Source organism: Oceanisphaera litoralis, assembly GCF_016907015.1.
In the GTDB taxonomy this organism is placed as follows: Bacteria; Pseudomonadota; Gammaproteobacteria; order Enterobacterales; family Aeromonadaceae; genus Oceanimonas; species Oceanimonas litoralis.
Map to the genome: position 1 here is coordinate 141,322 of NZ_JAFBBE010000003.1, position 26,194 is coordinate 167,515.

20 protein-coding genes are annotated in these 26,194 nt (G+C 58.8%); 8 read left to right on the forward strand and 12 right to left on the reverse strand.

Annotation, left to right across the window (positions count from 1 at the left end):
* Positions 1–314 precede the first annotated feature (314 nt).
* Positions 315–3,281, forward strand: a complete 2,967-nt coding sequence (rne, locus tag HNR62_RS02805) for a ribonuclease E (RefSeq protein ID WP_204794569.1) — start codon at positions 315–317, stop codon at positions 3,279–3,281.
* Positions 3,282–3,552: 271 nt separating this feature from the next.
* On the opposite strand, the gene HNR62_RS02810 is transcribed toward rne, so the two are convergent.
* The 7 genes from HNR62_RS02810 to apbC all read right to left on the reverse strand — a co-directional run bounded on the left by HNR62_RS02810 (position 3,553) and on the right by apbC (position 11,581).
* Complete coding sequence (locus tag HNR62_RS02810) at positions 3,553–4,041, reverse strand: low molecular weight protein-tyrosine-phosphatase (protein ID WP_204794570.1); 489 nt, start codon at positions 4,039–4,041, stop codon at positions 3,553–3,555.
* A gap of 154 nt (positions 4,042–4,195) precedes the next feature.
* The gene (locus HNR62_RS02815; protein WP_204794571.1) at positions 4,196–5,269 is read right to left on the reverse strand and encodes a methionine synthase; all 1,074 of its coding nucleotides are present in this window, start codon (positions 5,267–5,269) and stop codon (positions 4,196–4,198) included.
* Positions 5,270–5,319: 50 nt separating this feature from the next.
* On the reverse strand, positions 5,320–6,300 hold the full coding sequence (locus HNR62_RS02820) for a DUF1852 domain-containing protein (RefSeq protein ID WP_204794572.1): 981 nt from the start codon (positions 6,298–6,300) through the stop codon (positions 5,320–5,322).
* Positions 6,301–6,677: 377 nt separating this feature from the next.
* Complete coding sequence (locus HNR62_RS02825) at positions 6,678–7,562, reverse strand: LysR family transcriptional regulator (protein WP_204794573.1); 885 nt, start codon at positions 7,560–7,562, stop codon at positions 6,678–6,680.
* A 168-nt stretch (positions 7,563–7,730) separates the two neighbouring features.
* Positions 7,731–9,677 carry an AsmA family protein gene (locus HNR62_RS02830; protein WP_204794574.1) on the reverse strand — a complete coding sequence of 649 codons (1,947 nt, stop codon included), beginning with the start codon at positions 9,675–9,677 and terminating at the stop codon, positions 7,731–7,733.
* A 153-nt stretch (positions 9,678–9,830) separates the two neighbouring features.
* Positions 9,831–10,412 carry a dCTP deaminase gene (gene dcd / locus HNR62_RS02835; RefSeq protein WP_204794575.1) on the reverse strand — a complete coding sequence of 194 codons (582 nt, stop codon included), beginning with the start codon at positions 10,410–10,412 and terminating at the stop codon, positions 9,831–9,833.
* 95 nt (positions 10,413–10,507) lie between these two features.
* Positions 10,508–11,581 (reverse strand): iron-sulfur cluster carrier protein ApbC, encoded by a 1,074-nt coding sequence (gene apbC, locus HNR62_RS02840; RefSeq protein WP_204794576.1) that lies wholly within the window; start codon positions 11,579–11,581, stop codon positions 10,508–10,510.
* A 251-nt stretch (positions 11,582–11,832) separates the two neighbouring features.
* On the opposite strand from apbC, the gene metG reads away from it, so the two are divergent.
* Complete coding sequence (gene metG / locus HNR62_RS02845; RefSeq protein ID WP_204794577.1) at positions 11,833–13,869, forward strand: methionine--tRNA ligase; 2,037 nt, start codon at positions 11,833–11,835, stop codon at positions 13,867–13,869.
* 326 nt (positions 13,870–14,195) lie between these two features.
* Here metG and HNR62_RS02850 read toward each other — a convergent pair whose 3' ends face one another.
* The 3 genes from HNR62_RS02850 to pabB all read right to left on the reverse strand — a co-directional run bounded on the left by HNR62_RS02850 (position 14,196) and on the right by pabB (position 17,760).
* Entirely contained in the window at positions 14,196–15,578 is a 1,383-nt protein-coding gene (locus HNR62_RS02850) for an L-serine ammonia-lyase (protein WP_204794578.1), read from the reverse strand.
* A gap of 245 nt (positions 15,579–15,823) precedes the next feature.
* Positions 15,824–16,387 carry a CoA pyrophosphatase gene (locus HNR62_RS02855; RefSeq protein WP_204794579.1) on the reverse strand — a complete coding sequence of 188 codons (564 nt, stop codon included), beginning with the start codon at positions 16,385–16,387 and terminating at the stop codon, positions 15,824–15,826.
* Positions 16,384–17,760 carry an aminodeoxychorismate synthase component I gene (gene pabB / locus HNR62_RS02860; RefSeq protein ID WP_204794580.1) on the reverse strand — a complete coding sequence of 459 codons (1,377 nt, stop codon included), beginning with the start codon at positions 17,758–17,760 and terminating at the stop codon, positions 16,384–16,386. The genes HNR62_RS02855 and pabB overlap by 4 nt, the downstream gene beginning before the upstream one ends.
* Positions 17,761–17,887: 127 nt before the next feature.
* On the opposite strand from pabB, the gene HNR62_RS02865 reads away from it, so the two are divergent.
* Positions 17,888–19,408: a fumarate hydratase gene (locus tag HNR62_RS02865; RefSeq protein ID WP_204794581.1), complete on the forward strand. Its 1,521-nt coding sequence runs from the start codon at positions 17,888–17,890 to the stop codon at positions 19,406–19,408.
* 411 nt (positions 19,409–19,819) lie between these two features.
* Here HNR62_RS02865 and yccX read toward each other — a convergent pair whose 3' ends face one another.
* Positions 19,820–20,092 (reverse strand): acylphosphatase, encoded by a 273-nt coding sequence (gene yccX / locus HNR62_RS02870; protein ID WP_204794582.1) that lies wholly within the window; start codon positions 20,090–20,092, stop codon positions 19,820–19,822.
* Positions 20,093–20,168: 76 nt separating this feature from the next.
* On the opposite strand from yccX, the gene HNR62_RS02875 reads away from it, so the two are divergent.
* From HNR62_RS02875 to HNR62_RS02890, 4 genes are all read left to right on the forward strand, one after another.
* Positions 20,169–21,362 carry a class I SAM-dependent methyltransferase gene (locus tag HNR62_RS02875; protein ID WP_204794583.1) on the forward strand — a complete coding sequence of 398 codons (1,194 nt, stop codon included), beginning with the start codon at positions 20,169–20,171 and terminating at the stop codon, positions 21,360–21,362.
* Positions 21,363–21,644: 282 nt separating this feature from the next.
* Positions 21,645–22,682, forward strand: coding sequence for a selenide, water dikinase SelD (selD, locus tag HNR62_RS02880; protein WP_204794584.1), 1,038 nt, complete (start codon positions 21,645–21,647; stop codon positions 22,680–22,682).
* A complete protein-coding gene (gene mnmH, locus HNR62_RS02885) occupies positions 22,675–23,784 on the forward strand; it encodes a tRNA 2-selenouridine(34) synthase MnmH (RefSeq protein WP_420827135.1) in 1,110 nt (369 codons plus the stop codon). The genes selD and mnmH overlap by 8 nt, the downstream gene beginning before the upstream one ends.
* A 27-nt stretch (positions 23,785–23,811) precedes the next feature.
* Positions 23,812–24,444, forward strand: coding sequence for an MBL fold metallo-hydrolase (locus HNR62_RS02890; protein WP_275587995.1), 633 nt, complete (start codon positions 23,812–23,814; stop codon positions 24,442–24,444).
* A 233-nt stretch (positions 24,445–24,677) separates the two neighbouring features.
* Here HNR62_RS02890 and HNR62_RS02895 read toward each other — a convergent pair whose 3' ends face one another.
* Entirely contained in the window at positions 24,678–25,283 is a 606-nt protein-coding gene (locus tag HNR62_RS02895) for a hypothetical protein (protein ID WP_204794585.1), read from the reverse strand.
* A 95-nt stretch (positions 25,284–25,378) separates the two neighbouring features.
* On the opposite strand from HNR62_RS02895, the gene mepA reads away from it, so the two are divergent.
* Positions 25,379–26,149: a penicillin-insensitive murein endopeptidase gene (gene mepA, locus HNR62_RS02900; protein WP_204794586.1), complete on the forward strand. Its 771-nt coding sequence runs from the start codon at positions 25,379–25,381 to the stop codon at positions 26,147–26,149.
* The last annotated feature ends 45 nt before the right edge of the window (positions 26,150–26,194 follow it).

The window sequence follows — 26,194 nt, forward strand, 5'->3', positions numbered from 1 at the left end:
CAGCCCGTGTCTTTTGGCTGCAAAAAAGGCATCTTGCTAAGGTTGTAGTTAAAGTGTGATAATGACGCCGTTTTTCGTGCTTTCCGGGATCGGAGGGCGCACCCTGAATACCCCTGGTTTTCCGTTTTATTCGCGACCTCTGGGCTCCCCCCTTATCGTGAAAGACACCTGAATATGCGCCTCATGCGTACCCAGCCGGGAGGCTGTAACCATTACGCTCACAGACTCGAGGCCGGTGTCCGTCGGAATAACACGGCGGACCGGGGGATACCAACACTGTCGAAACAGTAAAAAACTTTATAAAAGAGTCTTCAATGAAAAGAATGCTAATCAACGCAACCCAGGAAGAAGAGTTGCGTGTAGCCCTGGTAGATGGGCAAAAACTATACGACCTGGATATCGAAAGTCCCGGCCACGAGCAAAAGAAAGCCAACATCTATAAAGGCAAGATCACCCGGGTAGAACCCAGCCTGGAAGCCGCCTTCGTCGACTACGGCGCCGACCGTCACGGTTTTCTCCCCCTCAAGGAAATCGCCCGCAACTACTTCCCCGCCGGTTACAGCTATCAGGGCCGCCCCAATATCAAGGAAGTGGTCAAGGAAGGTCAGGAAGTCATCGTTCAGATCGATAAAGAAGAGCGTGGCAACAAGGGTGCCGCCCTCACCACCTTTATCAGCCTGGCCGGCTCCTATCTGGTACTGATGCCCAACAACCCTCGTGCCGGTGGTATCTCCCGCCGTATCGAAGGTGACGAGCGTACCGAGCTCAAGGAAGCCCTGGCGCACCTCAAACTGCCCGATGGCATGGGTCTGATCGTCCGTACCGCCGGTGTCGGCAAGTCCGGCGAAGAGCTGGAGTGGGATCTGCACGTACTGCAGACTCACTGGACCGCCATTCAGGAAGCCGCCGAAGGCGGTAGCGCCCCGTTCCTGATCCATCAGGAAAGCAACGTCATCGTACGCGCCATCCGCGACTACCTGCGTCGTGATATCGGTGAGATCCTGATCGACAACCCGGTGATTTTCGAGCGCGCCAAGCAGCATATCGAGCTGGTTCGCCCCGATTTTGTCAACCGGATCAAGCTGTACGAGGGCGAGGTGCCCATGTTCAGCCACTATCAGATCGAAAGCCAGATTGAATCGGCCTTTCAGCGGGAAGTACGTCTGCCCTCCGGCGGCAGCATCGTTATCGACCCGACCGAAGCACTGACCAGTATCGACATCAACTCCTCTCGTGCCACCAAAGGCGGCGATATCGAGGAAACCGCACTGCAGACCAACCTGGAAGCGGCGGAAGAAATCGCCCGTCAGCTGCGTCTGCGTGACCTGGGTGGCCTGGTGGTGATCGACTTTATCGACATGACGCCGGTACGCCACCAGCGCGAGGTGGAAAACCGCCTGCGCGATGCAGTGCGCCAGGACAGAGCCCGCATCCAGCTGGGGCGAATTTCGCGCTTCGGTCTGCTGGAAATGTCCCGTCAGCGTCTGCGTCCTTCCCTCGGCGAGTCCAGCACCCATGTGTGCCCGCGCTGTCTGGGCCAGGGGACCATCCGCGACAACGAATCGCTGGCGCTGGCCATACTGCGGCTGATTGAAGAAGAAGCATTGAAAGACAACACCGGGCAGATTCATGCCCAGGTGCCGGTCGACGTTGCCGCCTATCTGCTCAACGAAAAACGCAAATCCATCGCCGGGCTGGAAAATCGCTACCAGGTCGAGATTTACATCATCCCCAACGAACAGCTGGAAACGCCACATTTCGACGTGGCCCGGGTTCGCAGCGGTGATGAAGAAAATGTCTCCAGCTTTGCGCTGAAAACCACCGTCGAAAAGCCGGCTTATCGTCCCCGTCAGGGTCAGGCCGCAGCCAAGAGCGAACAACCGGCACTGCAGGGCTTTACGGCACCGGCATCCGTCCCCGCTCCGGCCCCCGCCGCGACGCCGGTTGCGGCCAAAACCGAAGCCGCCGCTCCCGTTGCCGCCGAGCCCGGCCTCTTGAGCCGCATGTTCTGCGCCCTGGCTGGCTGGTTCAAGGGATCAGCCGAGCCCCAGCAGGCACCTGAGCCCACACCGGTCGAAAAGCCGGCCCGTCAGGCACGTAATAACGAGCGCCGCGAACGTGGTGATCGCCGCAACACGCGCAACCGCCGACCGCGTGATGAAGACCGCAGCACCAAAGCCGCCCCCGCAGCCGACACCCAGTCACAAGCTCAGGGCGAAGCCAAGACGGACAGACCACGTCGTGAACGTCGTAAACCGCGCCGTGAGCCGCAGCAACAGCAACAGCAACAACAGCAGCAAAAAGAGACCGCTGTCGTCGAGCCGGTGCAGACCCCGGCGCCACAGCAACAGCAGCAACAGAAACCAGCGCAGGAAATCGAGCAAAAAGAGCAGGCCGTCGCCGAGCGCCGTCAACGCCGCAAGATGCGTAAACAGGTACGTACCGGTAGCGAAGCCCGCCCGACGGATGCCAGCACAGAGCAGGCAGAACGCCAGCCCAAGGCTCCGACCGCCGAAGTAAAAGCCTCAGAAGGAGCCGAAAAGAAAGCGTCTCATCACCAGCGCGGTGGTGCCATGCCCAAGCGCAAGCGTATCAATGAAGACAGCCGCCGTCAGCGTCGTCAGGACAGCATAGCGGCCTTGATCGCCGCTCAGGGTGAAGAAAAGTGGGTTGCGTCGGAAACGGCTGACATTGAAGCCGCTCCGGCGAAACAAACCGCACTGGCCGACCGTGAGGCCCGTTCCGTGGTAGCCGAACAGGCTCCCGCCGCGGCACCACAGCAGGAAGCCGCCAAGGCTCCTGTCGCTGAGCCCCAGCCTGAAGCCGAAACGCCTCAGCCTGCAGCCGAAGCGCCCAAACCGGTAGCCGCAGCGCCCAAAGCCGAAGCCGAAGCGCCCAAACCGGTAGCCGCAGCGCCCAAAGCCGAAGCAGAAGCGCCCAAACCGGTAGCCGCAGCGCCCGAAGCCGAAGCCGAAGCGCCCCAGCCTGTAGCCGAAGCGCCCCAGCCTGTAGCCGAAGCGCCCAAGCCTGCCGCCGAAGCGCCCAAGCCTGCCGCCGCAGCGCCCCAGCCTAAAGCCGAAGCGAAGCCGGCCTCAGGCCTGTACCAACGTGCCCGCCGGGCCTCTGCCCCCATGGTCAAGCCGACGGTAGTGGCACAGCCGGATTACGTTAAGCCGGAATATCCGCCGTTGCAACGTCAGGCCATTGTCACCAGCGGCCGCCAGGCCGGCAGTGCCGCCGCCCGCAACACCGCCTCGGCACCCATGACCAAACCGGAGTAATATTACTCCACTAAAAAAGGCTCCTTCGGGAGCCTTTTTATTTACCTGCTGTTTTCTGTTAAGTAATCTTGCGTAACAGGTGTGGATGCAAGGGTTGGTTTGCCTTTATCGTCACCCTCGCGAAGGCGGAGGTCCAGTGTCTTTACTGGTGAACCCCAGTCTGAAAATTCTACGCTACAGGCCCTGGATTCCCACCTTCGTGGGAATGACGACTGAACCACTTCTGTTATGCGATATTACTTATCAGCTTTCCGTTCTCAACTTTCTGTTATCAAGACGTCGTTAACTGCGTCAGCAGCCCCTTGCAGGCAGACTCAATCAAATCCAACACTCGTTCAAAGCCCTGATCGCCACCGTAATAGGGATCCGGCACCTCCTGCTCCGACCCCTCTGCATAACTCGGTAACAACGTGAGTTTGTGCTGATGTTCGGCCGGACACTGAGCCCGAAGATCGGCCAGGTTACTGTGGTCTGCTGCCAGAATCAGATCGAAACGAATAAAATCATCGGACTTAACCTGCCGCGCACTGATACCACCAAAGTCATAGCCTCTGCGCTCACCCGCCGCACGGGCTCGCCTGTCGGGTTCGGCACCACTGTGATAACCAATGGTTCCGGCAGAATCGATGATCATCTCCACCCCGGCCCGCGCCGCCTGATGACGCAACACCGCCTCGGCGGTGGGCGAGCGGCAGATGTTGCCCATGCAGATCATCAGCACGCTGATACTCTCTTGATTTTTCAGATGTTTATCCGTCATCAATATCCTGCCTGTAACCGGTTGCTATGGATGATAATAATGTTCTATATTTCAACAACTTGCATATTATTGTGAAGGAGTTTTTTCACCGACGCAAAAAAACAGGAGCCCGCCTTGGCGGACTCCTGTTCTGTATATTGTCTGAATCCCGGGATCAGACCCGGCTGAGATTCACGCCGTCAGCCTGAGAAACAACACCCCCGGCCGAGAGCTCTTTGCGAATAATTTCTGCACCGGCACTCAGGGCATTCAACTTGCCTCTTGCTACTTCACGAGCCAGGGGGGCCATGCCGCAGTTGGTAGAGGGGTAGAGCTTGTCGGCATCAACAAACGTAAGTGCTTTTCGTAGGGTATCGGCGACTTCTTCGGGTGTCTCAATGGTATCGGTTGCAACGTCAATCGCCCCTACCATGACTTTTTTACCTCGAATGAGTTCAAGCAGTTCCATTGGAACATGAGAGTTGTGGCATTCTAATGAGATAATATCGATATTGGATTTTTGTAGCTTGGGAAAAGCCTCTTCATATTGTCTCCACTCCGATCCCAGGGTTTTCTTCCAGTCCGTATTGGCTTTGATGCCATAGCCATAGCAAATATGTACGGCTGTCTCACATTTAAGGCCTTCAATTGCTCTTTCTAAAGTAGCAATTCCCCAATCATTGACCTCGTCAAAAAACACATTAAAGGCAGGTTCATCAAATTGGATAATATCAACCCCCGCCGCTTCCAATTCTTTGGCTTCCTGATTGAGGATTTTGGCGAATTCCCAGGCCAGCTTTTCGCGACTTTTATAATGGTCATCATACAGCGTATCTATCATGGTCATGGGGCCCGGCAGGGCCCATTTAATGGGTTGCCTGGTTTGCCGACGCAAGAATTTGGCATCTTCAACAAAAACCGGCTTCAGGCGAGTAACGGGACCCACGACCGTCGGCACACTCGCATCATAGCGATCACGTATTCTAACGGTCTTGCGCTTCTCAAAATCAACACCGCCGAGGTGCTCGATAAAGGTGGTCACAAAATGCTGACGGGTTTGCTCGCCATCACTGACAATATCAATACCTGCATGTTGCTGCTCTTGCAGCGACACACGCAACGCATCCTGTTTACCTTCAATTAATTCCTCTTCTTGCAATTTCCAGGGTGACCAAAGTGTCTCGGGTTGTGCAAGCCAGGAAGGTTTAGGCAGACTGCCTGCCGTTGAAGTAGGTAATAATTTTTTCATAATAAATACCGTCTTATATTCTCGTTAATGTTCAGGCGCTTGTTTTATTATCAGGCGTAGTTGGCAGACCATTGCTCAAGAATCGCCTTGTATGGCTTGATAAAGTTCTCTTCAGCCATTTTTCCCTGTTTGATGGCCAGCTGGCTGCGCTCTTCTCGATCATAAACAATCTGAGTTAATGAATGATCTGCGTTCTTCAGATTAGGTTTATATACTTTTCCTGCCACAGCATTAGCATTATATATTTCAGGCCGATAAATTTTTTGAAACGATTCCATGGTGCTGATGGTGCTGATTAGCTCAAGATGCGTGTAATCATTCAGCAAATCGCCAACGAAGTAAAAAGCCAGAGGTGCGACGCTGTGCGGTGGCATAAAGTAGCGAACTTTCAGGCCCATCTTCTTGAAGTATTGCTCCGTTAAAGAGGTCTCATTGGGCAGATACTCAACACCCAATATGGGGTGATGATTTTCAGTCTGGTGATAGGTCTTGTTATCGGAAACACTCAGGCAGATCACCGGCAACTTGGCAAAATTCTGTTGATAGGTGCTCGAGTTCACAAAACGCTTGAACAGCTTGCCATGCAGATCACCAAAGTTTTCCGGAATGCTGAAACCGGGTTTGCCCTTGTTGTGCTCCAGCAACAAAACGCTGAAATCATAGTCCCGCACATAAGAGGAGAAGTTATTGCCTACAATGCCTTCTGTGCGTTGCTTGGTCTTGTGATCAACAATAATGGTTTTCAGCACTTCAATCGTAGGAAAGGTATGCGCCTTGCCTTCATTGTCGATATCCATATCAACAGAGATGATTTCCAGCTCAACGGAGTAACGGTCTGCTCTGGGGTTATCCCAATTTACCAGGGCATTGAAACGATTGTTAATCATCGTCAAGGTATTACGCAGGTTTTTCTGACGGCTCTCTCCCCTGGCCAGGTTGGCAAAGTTGGTCGTGGCACGGGTGCTGTCTGCGGGTTGATAATTTTCATCGAAAGCAATGCTGTTTACAGAAAATTTGAAGTCGTTACTCATAATGTTGTTCATCCATTTGTTGAGATAAAGCCTGAATCTGTTCCCTGCCCCTTCTGGAAGTCCAGACATCTAGAGCTAAGCATGGGTATGTTATACAGGGGCATTTTCATGAACAAAAATGATTTTACTTCATCAATAGATGAGCCATGCTCATGCTTTGTTATGAGGCAAGGCTATGCCTCGCACCCGGTATGCCAAGTTAAAGGTTGGAGGCACTTGCAAATACGCCAGCATACCGGCGAACAGCCATGGCGCTGAGCCGGTTGCTGTTGTGCTCCGTTCGTAAGGTGTGCAGATCGTGGAGAGATATCAGCCGGACAATGCCGGAAATTAGGGGATGATTGAAAACGGTATGAATTTAAAGCAAGAGCGAATAACTACCTGACATTCTGAGCCTGAACAATGAAATCATTCAGGTAGTTAATCCGCTCTTCGCCTTTTCGCACGCCCAGAAATATCTGTTTTTTAATGCCATCTTGACCGAACCGAAGGCTTTTAATGGCCATGGTCTTGGCGAACTCATCCACCAACCAGCCAGGTAATGCACAGACGCCCCTGCCTGCGGCCACCATCTGCAACATGATTTCCGTGGTTTCTATCGTCTTGTGTTTTTTGACCGTGCATTTTGCGGGGTTCAAGAACTGGCTGTAAATATCCAGCCGTTCAGGCTCTACCGGATAGCTGAATAACACTTCTTCACCGAGCTGCTCGGGCAGGATCGAGCTTTGCGTGGCAAGGGGGTGAGAGGATGACACGACGAGTCTGTGTTCATAGTCGAATACCGGTATAAAGGTCAGCTTGGGTTTATACAGGGGATCGGGCGTGACCAGGATATCTATCTCGTAGCTGTGCAGGGCACCCAGACCACCGAACTGAAATTCCTGCTTGACGTCAATGTCAACGTTTGGCCACTTTTCAAGATAAGGTTCAATCACTTTTAACAGCCATTGATAGCAAGGATGGCATTCCATGCCGATGCGCAGTGAACCCATTTCGCCTGTGGCGATCTGACGCAACAGATGTTCTGTGTGTTTAAACTGCGGCAACACCCGGTTGGCCAGCGTTAACATTTGCTCACCTGCAGTGGTCAGGCGCAAGCTTCTCCCTTCTTTTTGCCAAACCGGCGTCTTGATCTGGCCTTCCAGTTTTTTGATGCTGTGACTCAGTGCAGACTGGGATAAATTTAACGATTCGGCAGCCTGGGTCAAGGTGCCCTGCTCTTTTATTGCAGCCAGTACTTCAAGGTGAAACCGCTCCAGCATGACTTGACTCCTGTCTTTAGTATTTCACCTGCAAAGGCACGGCACCCCCGCCTTCGCAAGGGTGCCGATAAAAAAAACCGGCTCCAGAATCCACACCGGTTTAGGATATTGCCTGCCGGCTCACCGGGCGTGAGCGCAGGCCGAAGCGACGGTGGTCTGCGGCCGAAGTTACAGACCCAGTTTATCGAGCAGGCCCGGTAGTTTGTCGCCTAGTTTGTCGCCGAGCTGGTCGCCCAGTTTCTCACCCAGCTTTTCGTTGAGCTTGCGCTTGACCCGTTCGGCTTCCTTGTCGGCTTTTTCTCGCAGATAGAGATCGAATATCTGCTGCAGATCCAGGCTGTATTTGGGCTGCTGGTAGCTGCCGCCAATGCGCACCGGCAGTATGATGTTCTTGAGCTCGCTCAGTTCTTCACCGTCCTGGCCCTTGAGGCTGCCGACGATGGCGGTGTTGAACAACAGATCCAGCGATTCGTCGAGCAGGTTGGTTTCTCCCTCGCCGTCGATGCGCAACAGGGGCGACGCCATGTGCAGGTTATCGGTGCTCACCGTGCCCTTGGCGATGGACAAATCGGCGGTCAGGGCACTGAAGTCGGTTTTCTCGACCGCGTCTTCCGCCGGCAGCGGCAGTCCCTTCACCCTGGCATGTGCCCGGCGGATCAGCGCCGCAATATTCACCCCGTTCAGGGCGCCATCGGCCACCTTCAGTTCGCTGCTGCCCTTTATGCTGCGCTTGATGGCATCGGCGGTCAGGCCGGTACCCGTCAGATCAAAAGACAGATCCGCCCGCCCTTCCAGGTAGTCGATACCGGCCGCTGCGGCCAGGAGATCACGGGCATTCACCCCGGTCAGCGTCTTCTGTACCCGAAAACGCGCCGGGTGAGCATTGACGTCCAGCTCACCATTGGCGTCAATCTTGCCTTCATAGAGCCGAGCCTGCACCTGGTCGAGTTTCACCTTGCCCTGATCGATGTTGACTCTGATAGTAAGCTGTTCCAGCTCGATCCCCTGCACCCGCACCTTGTCGGCGGCCAGCCGGCCTTCCAGCTTGATGCCCTTGAGTGCAGACAGGTCCGGCTCGCTGGCCGCACTGGCAGCAGGCAGACTGGCCTTGACAGGGGCTGCCGCACTGGCCGCCGCCTGCTCATCGGCAGGCGTCTCGGGCGAGGTACGCCATTCGGCCTGCAGCGCATCCACATCCAGCAGCGCCGTACTCAGGTTGAAGCGCACATCCGGGATGGCGGCATGATGTAACGACAGCTCGCCGGTCGCCTCCAGGGCACCCAGTTTCAGGCTGATGTCGCCGAACTCGGCCAGTTGGCGGTCGACATCATAGGCCAGGTTACCCTGCAGCCGCAGTTGCTTGGTGCCGGGAATGGCGCGTCCGGTGGCGTCGACATCCAGCTTCAACGCATCCAGCCGCAAGCGGTCGAACGCCGGCGCCAGCCACAGCTGACCGGTGGCATCGATATTGGCCTGCACCTCGTCACTGAACAGATTGCCGGACAGGCTCAGGGGGACTGCCTTGCCGGGAGCAAACTCGTCGAGTGTGAAATTAACCCGGTTGAGGCGCCTCAGGGTATTGCTGATTTCGTTCTGCACCACGACCTCGGCATCCACCACCCGCACACCGGCCAGGCTGATGCTCATCGGCTGACGCGGTTCGTCGGCATTGGCAGACTCGTCGGTGGCATCCGTGTTCTTGTCCGGGCCGGTGGCGGCAGACAGGGTGCGCAGATCGTCGATATTGGTCACTCCATCGGCACGGGTGATCAGGTGCAGGCGCGCATTGTCCAGCACAGCTTCACCGATTTCGAGCCGGTTATCGAACAGTGGCTTCAGCGCCACGTCCAGGCTGATTTCACCGACGGACAGGGTGTTGCCCGCGGCAAAACCGGGCGGATTGAGCAGGGCGGTATCGTTGAGGGTAAAGCCGATGGAGGGAAAGAAACGCCAGCTCAGATCACCCTTGATCACCAGGGTACGGCCGGTTTTTTCCCGGGTCTGCTCTATCAGTACCCGTTTAACCCTGTCGGTATCCACCACCTGGGTCAGAATCACCAGCGCCAGCAGCACTAACAGCAGCAATGCCGCCACGCCGTAGAGTAGTTTTTTCATTATTGTTATCTCGTTTTTGTTTAATTAAATCCATTTCGCAATATTTGGTACCAGAGTGACGGTATCTTTCGGCAGGCGGCGTGCATGTCGGGATTCGCTACGCTCATCGCCAACCTACTACTTACAGCTTACCGCTCCCCGAGGGGGCCGGTATCAGTCCTGATTGATGCGGCTCGCATCCGCGCCTTGCTGTGACTTGTACTTGGCACTGGCCCGAGTCATGTAGGGCCGCTCGGCCGGTCCGGACATGGTTTCGAAATTCAGCGCGCCAATGACCATCTTCGGGCGCAGTGCCAGCGGCAGTTTGCCGCTGTTGTAGAATTCCAGCACGATGCGCCCGGACCAGCCCGGATCGATGCGGTGGGCCGTCACGTGCACCATGAGGCCGAGCCGGGCCAGCGAAGAGCGCCCGTCCAGCCAGCCGACAATGTTATCGGGCAGGGTGACAGATTCAAGTGTTACCGCCAGCGCCAGCTCACCCGGATGCAGGAAGAAGGCCTCGCCATCGGGGATGACAATCTCGTCACTCATCACCCGGTTGATGGCTTCGGACACCTGAGCCCTGGGCCCGCTCAGTTCGATATAGGGCGCGGTATGGTCCTGAAACACCCTGAATTCGTTGCCGAGCAGCACATCGACACTGACGCCGCTGATCCGATCGGGATCCGGAGCCGGACTGATCTGGATAAGACCCTCGGCCAGATAACGCTTGATATCCCGGTCACAAAGACGCATGAAAACTCCTTAACTCAATGTTGAATCCCGCCACGGCAGCGACGGCCCTTGCCGTCTGGCCGCAAAAACGGCGTGCCTGCGTGGCAGTGATGCGATTAAACCTGCCGGGTATAAAGGCGGGTGGGAATGGTATTGCCACTAAAATAAAGCCCCGCCGCCACCCGGGCGGCGATGTTCAGATAACCCTGGGCCAGCACGCCATCGGGCTCGGCGATCAGCGTTGGCGTGCCCTTGTCCATATGCCGGCAAATGCGCACATCCAGCGGCAGCTGACCGAGCAAGGGCACCTGATGCTCGTTTGATACCCGCTGACCGCCGCCTTCGCCAAACAGAAACTCCTTGTGCTCACACTGGCTGCACCGGTGATAGCTCATGTTCTCCACCACCCCCAGTACCGGAATATTGACCTTCCGGAACATGCTGATGCCCTTGACGGCATCGGCCAGCGCCACGTTCTGCGGCGTGCTCACCACCAGAGCACCGGTGGTCGGCACCTGCTGGGCCATGGTGATCTGAATGTCGCCGGTGCCCGGCGGCAGATCCACCACCAGATAATCGAGGTCGCCCCAGCGGGTTTCTCGCAATATCTGCGCCAGCGCCTTGCTGGCCATGGGTCCACGCCACACGGTGGCATCATCCGCCCCCACCAGAAAGCCGATGCTGTTGGCCTTGATGCCGTGCGCCGTCACCGGCGCCATGGTCTTGCCATCGTCGCTTTCGGGCCGGGCGCCGGTCACACCCAGCATCATGGGAATGGAAGGCCCATACACATCCGCATCCAGTATGCCCACCCGGGCACCGAGCCGACTCAGCGCCAGCGCCAGATTCACCGCCGTGGTGGACTTGCCCACCCCGCCCTTGCCGGACGACACCGCGATAATATTACGTACTCCGGGCACGGCCTGGGCATCGTTGGCTTGCGCCAGTGAGGCCACCTCATGCGTCACTTGCCAGCGCACCGCACGGGCGCCACTCAGCCGACACAAGTCCGCGTCCAGGGTCTGCAGCTCGGCTTCCAGCCGGTAGTCGACGAAGGGCAGCAACAGCGAGATCACCAGTATCTCTTGTTCCAGCGTCACACTGCGGACAAAACCGGCAGTCACCGGATCCCTGGCCCAGTGCGCGGGCTTAAACCGGGTCAATCGGGCACTAATCTGTTCATTATTCATTCTGTGTCGCCTGGTGATGACTCTGTTCTGCACTCTATCAAAAAGCCCGCAGCGGCGAAACGTCGGGCCGAGGCGATATGCGGCTTTGCCGGGTTTATGTCGTATCTGTGCCGCTCCATGCCGGAACGAGCCAGGGGCACCCTACCGGGCCGGGCTCTTTGGCCCGGAAAAAGCCGCCAAGGTGTGTATAACCGAAAAAAACTCGGGTAACATGCTCTGTCCCGTGTAATCGACTCAACAGAATGGAAATTATGGCTACCGAACCTCGTAAGATACTTGTCACCTGCGCCCTGCCCTATGCCAACGGTTCAATTCACCTTGGCCATATGCTGGAGCACATTCAGGCCGATATCTGGGTTCGTTATCAGCGAATGCGTGGCCATCAGGTTCATTTTATCTGCGCCGACGATGCACACGGCACCCCCATCATGCTCAAGGCCCAGCAACTGGGTGTGGATCCCGAGCAGATGATTGCCGCCGTACAGCAGGAGCATAAAGCCGACTTCGACCGCTTCAACATCGGCTTCGACAACTATCACTCGACCCACAGTAAAGAAAATCGCGAATTTGCCGAGCTGATCTACGGTCGCCTCAAGAGCAACGGCTTTATCGAAAACCGCACCATTTCCCAGCTCTATGATCCGGAGCAGAACATGTTTCTGCCGGACCGTTTCGTCAAGGGCACCTGTCCCAGCTGCAAGGCGGAAGATCAGTACGGCGACAACTGCGAAGTGTGCGGCGCCACCTACAGCCCGGCGGAGCTGATTGACCCGCGTTCGGCGGTGTCCGGCGCCACCCCGGTGATGAAAGACACAGAGCACTTCTTCTTCGACCTGCCCCAGTTCGAGGGCATGCTCAAGGCCTGGACCCGCTCCGGCGCCCTGCAGGAAGAAATGGCCAACAAGATGAGTGAATGGTTCGAGTCCGGCTTGCAGCAGTGGGACATCACCCGCGATGCGCCCTACTTCGGCTTCGAAATTCCCGATGCCCCGGGCAAGTATTTCTATGTATGGCTGGATGCGCCCATCGGCTACATGGGCTCGTTCAAGAACTACTGCGACCGACGCGGCGATCTCAGCTTCGACGAATACTGGAACAAAAACAGCAGCACCGAGCTGTACCACTTTATCGGCAAGGACATTGTCTACTTCCACAGCCTGTTCTGGCCCGCCGTGCTGGAAGGCAGCGATTACCGCAAGCCCAGCAACATCTTCGTGCACGGCTACGTCACGGTGAACGGTGCCAAGATGTCCAAGTCCAAGGGTACCTTCATCAAGGCCGACACCTACCTCAAGCACCTGGATCCCGAGTGCCTGCGTTATTACTACGCCGCCAAGCTGTCCAGCCGCATCGACGATCTGGACTTGAACCTGGATGATTTCGTGGCCCGGGTGAACAGCGACGTGGTCAACAAGCTGGTCAATCTCGCCTCGCGCAACGCCGGCTTCATTGCCAAGCGCTTCGACGGCCGGCTTGCCGCCGACTGCGCCGAGCCCGAGCTGTACGCCGAGTTTGCCGCCGCCGCCGAGCGCATCGGCCAGTGTTATGAGCAGCGCGAATTCGGCCGCGCCATTCGCGACATCATGGCATTGGCCGACAAGGCCAACCGCTATGTGGACGACAAGGCCCCCTGGGTGCTGGCCAAACAGGAAGGCAAAGACGCCGAACTGCAGGCCGTGTGCTCCATGGGCCTTAACCTGTTCCGGGTCTTGATGACCTACCTCAAGCCGGTCATGCCCGAACTGACCGAGCGTGCCGAGGCCTTCCTCGACTGCGAACTGAGCTGGAACGCCGTCAGCGAACCGCTGCTGGACCACGGCATCAACAAGTTCAAGGCCCTGTTCAGCCGCATCGACGCCGACAAGGTCGCCGCCATGGTCGAGGCCTCGAAGGAAGATCTTGCCGCCGAGCAGGCCCAGGTCAAACCGGTTACCGGCCCCCTGGCCGATGACCCCATCGGCGAGACCATCAGCTTCGACGACTTCGCCAAGGTCGATCTGCGCGTGGCGCTGATCAAGAAGGCCGAAGCCGTGCCCAAGGCCGAGAAGCTGCTGCGCCTGGAGCTGGATCTGGGTGGCGAAACCCGCCAGGTGTTTGCCGGCATCAAGTCCGCCTACAACCCGGAAGATCTGGAAGGCAAGCTCACCGTCATGGTGGCCAACCTGGCCCCGCGCAAGATGCGCTTCGGCCTGAGCGAAGGCATGGTGCTGGCCGCCGGCCCCGGTGGCCAGGATTTGTGGATCCTCGAGCCCCAGGACGGCGCCCAGCCCGGCATGCGGATTAAATAACCCCCGCCCAACCGTCGCCCCCGCGAAGGCGGGGGTTCATGAGCACCGTATACATGATGGAATGAGCACCGCGAATTCCAACAATGCCAGCATTACCGGCACCACTTTTGTTGGCATTCGCTTCGCTCATCACAACCTACTGCACCGAACACCGTAGGTTGGAATGAGCACCGCGAATTCCAACAATTCCAACATTACCGGCACCACTTTTGTCGGGATTCGCTTCGCTCATCACCAACCTACTGCGGCCCAAATGCAAAAAACCCGCCGAAGCGGGTTTTTTCATTTCACTCCTTACCCCTCACCCCTTACGGCAAGGGTCGGCATCAACATTCGATGATGTTGACTGCCAGACCGCCGCGGGCGGTTTCCTTGTACTTGCTTTTCATGTCCATGCCGGTTTCGCGCATGGTCTTGATCACCTTGTCCAGCGAGACTTTATGCTCGCCGTCGCCGCGTAACGCCAGGCGGCTGGCATTAATCGCCTTGACCGCGCCCATGGCGTTGCGTTCGATACAAGGCACCTGAACCAGACCACCGACCGGATCACAGGTTAACCCTAAGTTGTGCTCCATACCGATTTCGGCCGCATTCTCTACATGTTCTATGGTGCCGCCGACGACGGCGGTCAATGCCGCCGCCGCCATGGAGCAGGCCACACCGACCTCGCCCTGGCAACCCACTTCGGCACCGGAGATGGAGGCATTTTCCTTGTACAGGATGCCAATGGCCGCGGCAGTCAGAAAGTACTGAACCAGCACATCGTCATCCACCGGCTGCACGAACTTGTCGTAATAATGCAGCACCGCCGGAAGTATGCCCGCAGCACCGTTGGTCGGGGCCGTCACTACCCGGCCACCGGCGGCGTTTTCTTCGTTCACCGCCATGGCAAACAAGTCGACCCACTCCATGACACTCAGCGGATCCTTGTTATAGGAAGACTCGCTGTTTAATTTGCGCAGCAAGGAAGGAGCACGACGCCTTAATTTCAGGCCACCTGACAAAATGCCCTCGGTCTTGCAGCCGCGAGCGACACAATCCTTCATCACCTGCCACAGCTTGCGCAAGCCGGCAATAATCTCTTCTTCACTGCGGTTGACCTTTTCGTTGGCCATCATCAAGCCGCTGATCGACATGCCGTTTTCACGGCATAACTGCAGTAATTGATCACCGCTTTTAAAAGGAAACGGCACCGGTTTGGAGCTCGACTCGGCGACAGCACTGGCCTTGGTGTCGGCAAACTCCTCCGCCTTGACGATAAAGCCGCCGCCGATGGAATAGTAGGACTGCTCATGCAGCAACTGCTCGCCCTCGAACGCGCGGCAGGTCATGCCGTTGCTGTGCAGCGGCAGCGTCTTGCGGCGATGGAACACGATGGCTCCGCTGCGGGGAAAGGCCGCCGTCTGACTCTGGTTGAGCAGTATTTCCTGGCTGGACTCGACCCGTTCCAGAAAGCCCGGGATCATGTCCACGTCCACCGTTTCAGGATCGAAGCCGCCCAGACCCAGGATCACCGCCTTGCCGGTACCGTGGCCGATGCCGGTCTGGCCCAGAGAGCCGAACAATTCTACCTCTACCCGGCTGGTTCGGGTCAGAATGCCCTGCTGTGCCATGGCTTTTACAAAGTCATGGGCCGCCCGCATCGGCCCCACGGTATGGGAAGAGGACGGACCGATACCAATACTGAACATATCGAACACGCTGATCATGGCAAGACTCCAAAACACTGATGGTGACAGAATACAACGGCTACACAGGCAACCGGCGTAACAGGACTAGAGTTTAAGCCGAGCCAACAGGCTCACTCAACTATTATTGAATGATTGTAAGTTTATTTTAGTAACAACCCAACAACTTTTTTAACAGCAACTTTTTTAACAATAACTTTTTTAACAGCAACTTTTTTTAACAACAGCGGGGATGCCGACGCCGTGTGGGCGATGGGGATCGCCCGTCAGCGGGCAATCTGTCGGGCGAATTGATGAATAACGGCTGCGGTGATACCCCAGATCCAGACCCCATGCCAGCGAATGAACACCACCCGGTGCCAGCGGCCCTGGCGGCGCAGGGTAAACAGATGGTGATGACGCAAGTCCAGCACATAGTCCAACGGCACCCGAAACAACTCTTCTACCTCCGCCGGATTAAGAATGAACTCGGGCTGCCCTTCGATCACCCCGACGAAGGGGGTCAGCGCGAAACCCGATATGGTGTGCTGGGCCCGCAGTCGCGCCAGTGGGCGACACAACTCGGGCGCCAGCCCTATTTCTTCCCAGCTTTCGCGCAGCGCCGTGTGCCACAGGCTGGCGTCGGTGCTGTCCGCCCGCCCCCCGGGAAAGCTGACCTGGCCCGGATGCTGGCGCAAATGGCGGCTGCGACGGGTCAATACCAGCTCCAGCCCCTGCTCCGCCTTCAGCAAAGGCACCAGCACCGCCGCCGGATAGGCGTGATCCGGCAGGTGCGGATCTGCCTGCGGCGGCAAGAGGTTGATGCGGGTTTTCAGCTCGTCCAACGTCATAATGCTTCCAGCACCGGCAGTATCTTGCCCAGCTTGTCGAACAGCTCCTGATATTCCGCCGCGGCCTGGGAGTCGGCCACCACGCCGCCGCCGGCCCAGCAATAAAGCCGGTTCTGCTCGGCCAGCAGGGTGCGGATGGTAATGCTGGTGTCCATGCGGCCGTGGGCGCTGATATAACCGATACTGCCGCAATAGCCGTGGCGCCGATGTGGCTCCAGCTCTTCGATGATCTCCATGGCCCGCACCTTGGGGGCGCCGGTGATGGAGCCGCCGGGAAAGGTGGCCGCCAGCAGCTCGCAGCCATCCAGACCGGGCGCCAGCTCGCCGGTGATGGTCGACACCAGATGATGCACCGCCGGGAACGACTCGATGGCAAACAGCGAGGGCACCTTGACCGTGCCCGGCACACAGACCCGGCCGATGTCGTTGCGCAGCAGGTCCACTATCATCAGGTTTTCGGCCCTGTCCTTGGGCGCCTCACTCAGCTCCCGAGCGAGGCGACGGTCTTCGGCGGCGGTACTGCCCCTGGGCCGGGTACCCTTGATGGGTTTGGTTTCGACCCGCCGCCCGTCCAGGGCGATAAAACGCTCGGGCGACAGGCTCAGCACCCGGCTGTCGGGCAGGTGCAGAAAGGCGGAAAAGGGCGCCCGGTTGTGCTCACTGAGATGACGATAGGCCTGCCAGGCGTCACCATTGAAGCGGGTCTCGAAGCGCAGGGTCAGGTTTATCTGATAACAGTCGCCGGCCTGCAGATACTGCTGTACCCGGTTAAAGCTTTCTGCATACTCGGCCGCCGTCTTGTTGGCCTGCCAGGTACCGGTGAGGTGAAAGGGTTCCGGTGTTAGCGCCTGCTGCGCCTGCCACCAGGCCAGACGAGACGCCAGTGCCCCCTCGTCACCCAGCACCAGCAGATGGGCCTGGCCCTGTTCCCGATCTATCACCCAGGCCCAGTCGAAAATACCCACCGCCATGTCCGGGGTGGCCAGCTCCTTGATGGCCAGCGTCGGCAGTCGCTCCAGCCGGCGGCCCAAATCGTAACAGAACAGGCCCAGGGCCCCGCCGGCAAAGGGCAGATGTTGATATGCATCGGGCAAGGTTACCGAGCCAATCAGCTCATCTTGCCATGTTTTTAATAATACAAAAGGCGACTCGGTTGAGGTTTGACGTGCGCCCTTATACTCGATCACCGTTTCGTCACCGCGGGTCACCAGGGTGGCCCGCGGCTGGGCGCTGATGATGTGAAAACGGCTATCGCTGCCGCCTGGTGCGGCAGACTCAAGCAGCATGGCCCAGGGCAATTCGGCAATCGAAGAAAAGAAATCATGCACCGAGCCGGCAAACGGCTGGCTGTGAATGTGTAAAGGCAGTCCCATTAATGTAATCCACTCGACAGTTTTGGCATCTCATCCGGCGCTCAGGCTGGCCAGCCGGGGGCCGCCAAGCGTATCATAGGGCCACTGATAACAATACAGAGCTATGCCCGCCAACTCAGAGGAAGCCATGAGCATTATCAAGAAGCAGGATTTTATCGACTCCGTTGCCGATGCGCTGCAATACATCTCCTACTACCATCCGCTGGACTTCGTTCAGGCACTGGAAAAAGCCTACAACAAAGAGCAGAGCCAGGCCGCCAAGGACGCTATCGCCCAGATCCTGATCAACTCGCGCATGTCTGCCGAAGGTCACAGACCCATCTGCCAGGATACCGGCATCGTCACCTGTTTCGTCAAAATCGGCATGCAGGTGCAGTGGGATACCGACATGACGGTGCAGGAAATGGTGGATGAAGGGGTACGTCGCGGCTACGGCCATCCCGATAACCCCCTGCGTGCCAGCATAGTGGCCGACCCCGCCGGTCGCCGCATCAACACCAAGGACAACGCTCCTGCCGTGGTGCACATCGACATGGTGGCCGGTAACGAGGTCGAAGTGGCCATTGCCGCCAAGGGCGGCGGCTCCGAGAACAAGTCCAAGATGGTGATGCTCAACCCGTCCGACGACATCGTCGAATGGGTGCTGAAAACCCTGCCCACCATGGGCGCCGGCTGGTGCCCGCCCGGCATGCTCGGTATCGGCATCGGCGGCACCGCCGAAAAGGCCGCTGTGCTGGCCAAGGAATCGCTGATGGATCCGGTCGACATTCATGATCTGATCGAACGTGGCGCCGAAACCACCGAAGAAAAACTGCGTCTGGAAATCTTCGAAAAAGCCAACAAACTGGGCATCGGCGCCCAGGGTCTGGGTGGCCTCACTACAGTGGTAGACATCAAGATCAAGTCCGCCCCCACCCACGCGGCCTCCAAGCCGGTGGTGATGATCCCCAACTGTGCCGCCACCCGTCACGTGCATTTTCATCTGGACGGCTCCGGTCCCGCCGAGCTGACCCCGCCCCGGCTTGAAGACTGGCCGGAAGTGACCTGGGAAGTGGGCGAAAACGTGCGCCGGGTCAACCTGGATACCGTGACCCGCACCGACATTGCCGAATGGAAGATGGGCGAAACCGTGCTGCTGTCCGGCAAGCTGCTCACCGGCCGCGACGCCGCCCACAAGCGCATTCAGGAAATGCTCAACAACGGCGAAGCTCTGCCGGTCGATTTCAAGGATCGTTTCATCTATTACGTGGGTCCGGTTGATGCCATCGGCAACGAAGCGGTCGGCCCCGCCGGCCCCACTACCTCTACCCGCATGGACAAGTTCACCGACATGATGCTGGAGCAGGCCGGTCTGATGGGCATGGTCGGCAAGGCCGAGCGTGGCCCGGCCACCGTCGACTCCATCCAGAAGCACAAGGCCGTTTACCTGATGGCCGTGGGTGGCGCCGCCTACCTTGTGGCCAAGGCGGTGAAGAAGGCCCGGGTCGTGGCGTTTGAAGATCTGGGCATGGAAGCCATCTACGAATTCGACGTGGAAGACATGCCGGTCACGGTGGCGGTCGACAGCGAGGGCAACAATGCCCACGTCGCCGGTCCCGCCATCTGGAAAGCCAGAATCGAAGAACTGGATGCCAGAATGAAAGTCTGACTCTCGATAGTGTCCCGATAATGAACGACCAAGCCCGGCCACGCCGGGCTTTTTTGTATCGTTTTTTGTTGGGTCGACTTATTTTTAGGTGAGTACGACTGGTCCATTGAAATGGACCCTACGCAAGTTTTGTAGGGTCGAATTTATTCGACCAAAGGTTTGACTCCCGGGCCTGCTGGTCCAATAAATTGGACCCTACGAGACGGACAAGCCTGCGGTTGTTGTAGCCGCCGCTTCAGCTGGCGGATCAAACCACGCAGGGCTATCAGATCCGGAGCCGTTTTTACGACACGTCATCTCCGCGAAGGCGGAGGTCCATCGCACAGGGCGCTGGATTCCCGCCTTCGCGGGAATGACAAAAGAGGATCTGCGGAAATGACGGTATCGATTACGCCGGCGAGCACCGGGATGTCACCCGGTCTCGAAGCCGTGATGCCCGACCGGGGCCACGTCTTCTTCGCTGATGCCGTCTACCACCGCCGTATCGGGCCCGCGCCGCAGCCAGTTCACCAGCTGTCGTACCCGGGCGGCCTCGCCTTCGGCAAACACTTCCACCCGCCCGTCCGGCAAATTGCGGGCATAGCCGCGCACGCCCAGTTTTTCCGCCTCGCACTGGGTATAAAAGCGAAAGCTCACCCCCTGCACGGTGCCGCTGACCCGGATTATTTTTGCGATTTCAGTCATCTTGCTCGCTCCCCGTTTGTGTTTTATTCCGTCCCCCCCTAGAATTATGCCCCTTTTCCAGTTAGCAGCCCAGCCTATGACCAGCTCCATTACCCTTATCGCCGGACGTGAAAAGTCCCTTCTTCGCCGTCACCCCTGGGTGTTTTCCCGTGCCGTCGACAAGGTACAGGGCCAGCCCAATGCCGGTGATACCGTCGAGATCCTGAGCCAGAAAGGCCAGTGGCTCGGTCGGGGTTTCTATTCGCCCCAGTCCCAGATCCGCGCCCGGGTATGGACCTTCGATCAAGACGAAGCGGTCGACGAGGCCTTCTTTCTGCGTCGCCTGGAGCGGGCTAGGGCCGGCCGCCAGCCGATGATTGCCGAACAGGGCCTGACCGGCTACCGCCTCTGTGCCGCCGAGTCCGACGGTCTGCCCGGCGTCACCATCGACGTGTACGCCGATGTGGTGGTCTGTCAGCTGTTGAGCACCGGTGCCGAGCGCTGGCGCTCCGCCATCGTCAAGGCGCTGACCACCCTGTATCCGGATACCTGTATCTATGAGCGTTCCGACGTGGCGGTACGCAAGAAAGAAGGCCTGAAAGAGCGCAAAGGGCTGCTGGCCGGCACCCTGCCAACGCAACCGGTGGTGATCGAAGAAAACGACGGCGTGCGCATCCTGGTCGACGTGGAGCAGGGTCACAAGACCGGCTTCTATCTGGATCAGCGCGACAACCGCCGCATTGCCGCCCGTTATTGCGAACACAAGCGGGTGCTCAACTGCTTCAGCTACACCGGCACCTTCGGCGTTTATGCGCTCAAGGGCGGCGCCAATGAAGTGGTGAACGTGGACATGTCCGAGTCCGCGCTGGCGCTGGCGAAGCAGAATGTCGAACTGAACCAGCTGGATCTGAGCCGGGCCCGCTTCGAACAGGCCGATGTGTTCAAGCTGCTGCGCGAATACCGGGATCAGGGCCAGCGCTTCGACGTCATCGTGCTGGACCCGCCCAAGTTCGCGGAAAGCAAGGCCCAGCTCAACGGTGCCTGCCGCGGTTATAAAGACATCAACATGCTGGCCTTTCAGCTACTCAATGCCGGCGGCGTGCTGCTGACCTTCTCCTGCTCCGGCCTGATGACCCAGGATCTGTTCCAGAAAATCGTCGCCGACGCAGCGCTGGACGCAGGCCGCGATGCCCAGATCCTGGAACGACTGAATCAGGCCGCCGATCACCCCATCGGCACCGCCTACCCGGAAGGCCACTACCTGAAAGGGCTGGTGGTTCGCGCCTGGTAAGACGTTCATCTTGCACCTAATCGTGTTTTGGTAACCTTGTCCGACCCTACGCATAAAGACGCTGTTTGTTCGATTGTCGTAGGGTCGAATTCATTCGACCAATGAGTGTGGCACAGAGGATAAAGCGGTCGAATGAATTCGACCCTACAGAAGGCAGTATGCCGGGGTTGATTTTCCCATCCCTTCTCCCCGATCCCCACCTCGTTCTGTTGCTCCAGATGCACCTTGCAGTAATTAGGAGTAACATAGGGCCTTTCCGTTAGTGACTCAAAGGAAGCCCAAGTGGAACCTATTCGCCTGACCCAATACAGCCACGGCGCCGGCTGCGGCTGCAAAATCTCACCCAAGGTCCTCGACACCATACTGCACAGTCAACTGCCCCGTTTTAACGACCCGCGTCTGGTCGTCGGTAACGACAGCCGGGACGACGCCGCCGTGGTCGACATTGGCAACGGCATGGGCATTATCTCCACCACCGACTTTTTCATGCCGATCGTGGACGACCCCTTTACCTTCGGCCGCATCGCCGCCACCAACGCCATCAGCGACATCTACGCCATGGGTGGCACCCCCATCACCGCCATCGCCATTCTCGGCTGGCCGGTCAATCTGCTGGCGCCGGAAATCGCCCAGCAGGTGATCGACGGCGGCCGCCAGGCCTGCTTTGATGCCGGTATTTCACTGGCCGGCGGTCACAGCATAGATGCGCCCGAGCCCATCTTCGGGCTGGCGGTGACCGGCCAGATTGCACTCGATCGGGTCAAGCGCAACGACACCGCCGCCGCCGGTGATCGGCTGTTTCTGACCAAGCCGCTCGGCATCGGCATTCTGTCCACCGCCCAGAAGAAAGGCGTGCTGCTCGACGAACACGCCACCCTGGCCGCCGACATCATGTGCCAGCTCAACAAGCCGGGCCAGGACTTCGCGACCCTGGAGGGCGTGAGCGCCATGACCGACGTCACCGGCTTCGGCCTCATGGGTCACCTGCTGGAAGTGTGCGAAGGCGCCGATGTCAGTGCCACCCTCAAGATGGCCGACATACCGCTGCTGCCCGCCGTTGATCACTATCTGCAGGCCGGTGCCGTGCCCGGCGGCACCCTGCGCAACCTGGACGCCTATGGCCACAAGCTGGCCCCGCTCAGCCAGCGCCAGCAGCATATTCTGTGCGATCCCCAGACCAGCGGCGGCCTGCTGGTAGCGGTGCGCCCCGACGCGGTCGATGCCTTCCTGACCCTGGCCGCCAAACACGACCTTCACCTCTCCTCCATCGGCGAGCTGACCGCCGCGGGCGAGCATCGCATCGAGGTGACGGGTGAGTGAGTCACACCAGGTGACCGAGCTGACCGCCGATTACGACCGGCTGCTCGGCGATGATATCCCACTGCTGGATCTGCGCGCCCCGGTGGAGTTTATCGAAGGGGCCTTCCCCCAGGCCTGCAACCTGCCGCTGATGAGCGATGAAGAACGGGCCCGGGTCGGCACCTGCTACAAGCAGCAGGGTCAGGCGGCGGCTATCGAGCTGGGTCACCAACTGGTGGCAGATGAGCTGCGCGAGCAACGGCTGCAAGGCTGGCTCGACTGGCTGGAGCAGCATCCGACCGGCGTTATCTACTGTTTTCGCGGCGGCCTGCGCAGCCAGACGGTACAGCAGTGGCTGCAAGATGCCGGTCGTCCGGTTACCCGGGTAGAAGGCGGTTACAAGGCGCTGCGTCGTCATCTGCTGCAAGAGATTGAAACCGGCTTCGAGCAACCGGGCTTCGTGCTGTCGGGGCTGACCGGCAGCGGCAAAACCGACTGGCTGGCCCGTACCCCGCTGGCGCTGGATCTGGAAGGCTATGCCCACCATCGCGGCTCCAGCTTCGGTCACTGGGGCGAACCCCAGCCCACGCCCATCGACTTCGAGAACCGGCTGGCCATCGCCCGCCTCAAGCAGCGTCGGGCCGGAATCCAGAGCTGGCTGGTAGAAGACGAAAGCGCCATGATTGGCCGCTGCCCGCTGCCGAAGAGCCTGTACCAGCGCATGCAGCGCACCCCCATTCTGTTGCTGGAAGTGCCCTTCGAGCAGCGGGTGCGCCAGATCCAGCACGATTACGTGGATGTGATGCAAGGCCACTTCAACGGTGACCTGGCACGGCTGCAGGCCTATCTGCAAGACAGCCTCAAGCGGCTGTACAAACGGCTGGGCGACCGGGACTGGCGTCGACTGTCGCAGCAGATGACCGATGCCATCCATCAACAGCAACAGGGCTTTGGCAGCGACGGCCACCAGGAGTGGATCGCCGAGCTTCTCGGCCGCTATTACGATCCCATCTATCAAAGGCATCAGGTCGATAAGGAAGATCGTATCATCAAGCGCGGCGAGGCCGATGAGCTGGCCGAGTGGCTGGCCAACCGGCCCGAGGCACAGACTACGCAAGCCTGAATATTATGTTAAAGGAAGAATAAAGAAATGCTGAACCGAGTGACCCTGCCGGTGACCCCCTTCGCCCAGAACTGCAGCCTGGTGTGGTGCAGCGACACCAAGCAGGCCGCCCTGATCGATCCGGGCGGCGAAACCGAACGGCTGCTGGCGGCCATCGCCGAGCGCGGCCTGACGCTGGCGTCCATACTGCTGACCCACGGTCACCTGGATCATGTGGGCGCCACCGGCGAGCTGAGCCCCCAGACGGGCGTGCCGGTAATAGGCCCGGGGGTAGACGATGCCTTCTGGATAGAGGGACTGGCACAACAGGTGCAGATGTTCGGCTTCGATCCCGTCCCCGCCTTTACCCCCGATCGCTGGCTGAAGCAGGGCGACAGCGTAACGGTAGGCAACGAAACACTGGATGTGGTTCACTGCCCCGGCCACACCCCGGGCCATGTGGTGTTTGTACATGAGGCCCAGCGGCTGGCTTTTGTGGGTGACGTGCTGTTCAACGGCGGCGTGGGCCGCAGCGATTTTCCGCGTGGCGACCATGCCACCCTGATCGATGCCATTCTCAACACCCTGCTGCCACTGGGCGACGATATCACCTTCGTGCCCGGCCACGGCCCGGAAAGCACCTTCGGCCATGAGCGGTTGCACAACCCCTATTTACGCTGAGGTAATCGCAGACAGACGGTAGAGCGGTAGGTTGGGATGAGCACCGCGAATCCCAACATTTCACCGCCACTTTCGTGTTGGGATTCGCTTCGCTCATCGCCAACCTACGCCTCAATCATCTCAATCGTCCCAGTCATCGTCGTCCTCTTCCGCCAGCTCAGGCACCACGACCGCCGGCGTCACTTTCGTGTTGGGATTCGCTTCGCTCATCGCCAACCTACGCCTCAATCATCTCAATCGTCCCAGTCATCGTCGTCCTCTTCCGCCGGCTCAGGCACCACGACCGCCGGCGCCAGCACCGAGATCGCCGCCAGCAATTGGCGCCGGTTTTGCCAGTTGCCGACGAAGCCGAAGCGATAACCGTCTTCATCGAGCTTGAACCTGTCTTCGGCCTGGGTGCCCAGAATTTCGTGAATGTGTGCCAGCTCCTGCTCGTTCAGCACCAGATCCAGGGTGAAGGCGATGATGGCGCCGTCATGGCCGGGCAGCTTGCCCTGGTTGACCGCCCGCACCCGCTCGCGCGGCAAGGCCACCGCCTGCTTGTCGACGCCGTTCACCAGATACAGATGCTCACGGTCGAACGCCAGGTTGATCAACCGCTGCCGGCTCCAGCTGGCCGGCCACAGGCTCAGCAACAAGACGGTGCCGCCGAATATCACGCCGACCCAGTGGATCAGGCCAAATCCGGTTTGTGCATCCCACAACGACAGGCCCACCGCCGTGAGGCTGGCCAGCAAGACCAGTGCATGAGTCAGGTAAAAACGCCCGGCCGGCGGGATCAGCACAAACTCCAGCGGTTGTTCAAGTAGCTGCGGCAGGGGCAGGCGCTGCATTGTCATTTTGGTATTCCATCGGTCAAAAGGGGCACAACCCTAGCAAAAAAAACCGCAACCATAAATAATGGTGTCATGTGGCCAGGCGGGAGAGCACTGACATGAGCAGATGGTTCGGGTTGGGCTTCGGATTATGGTTATGGCTGCCTTCCCTGGTATGGGCCCAGGCCATCGGCGGTTATGCGGCCGGTTGCCAGCTTGACGCCCGGGCCTTGCCCGCCTCCGGACCCGGTTTTTATGTGATCAGACGCGCCCGCGAACGCTTCTATGGCCAGCCGTCGCTGATTGATTATCTGCAGCGCCTGGGTCGCGGTGCCCGCCAGGCCGGCTTGCCACCGATGCTGATCGCCGATATCGCCATGGAACGAGGGGGCCCCTTTTCCTCTGGCCATCGCAGCCACCAGACCGGCCTGGATGCGGATATCTGGCTGCGCCCGCCCCCCGACGATCCCAGCCCCTCTCGGCTGCAACGCATCAGGGCGATCGATATGGTGGATCATCGCTACTATATTCTGAATGCTCACTTTCGTGACCCACAGCGCCAGCTGATCGCCCTGGCGGCACAGGATGAAAGCGTCAGCCGTGTTTTCGTGCACCCCCTGATCAAGAACGCCATGTGCAAGGCCTATGGCGACGCCCCCTGGCTGGGAAAACTGCGGCCCTGGTTTGGCCATTCCAGCCATTTTCATGTGCGGCTGCACTGCCCAAAAGGCGATACGCTGTGTGAGCCCCAGGCACAGGTGCCCGCCGGCACCGGCTGCGGCCGCGAGCTTGCCAGCTGGCTGAACGATAAAGCCGGCGCCATCTCCGCCGGACCCCGCACGCCCTTTCGCCCCCGGCTGCCCAAACAATGCATCGGCCGGGTACGATAACGGCGCCGCGCGCGGCTCATGCGGCCATGATGATTCGATAAGGAG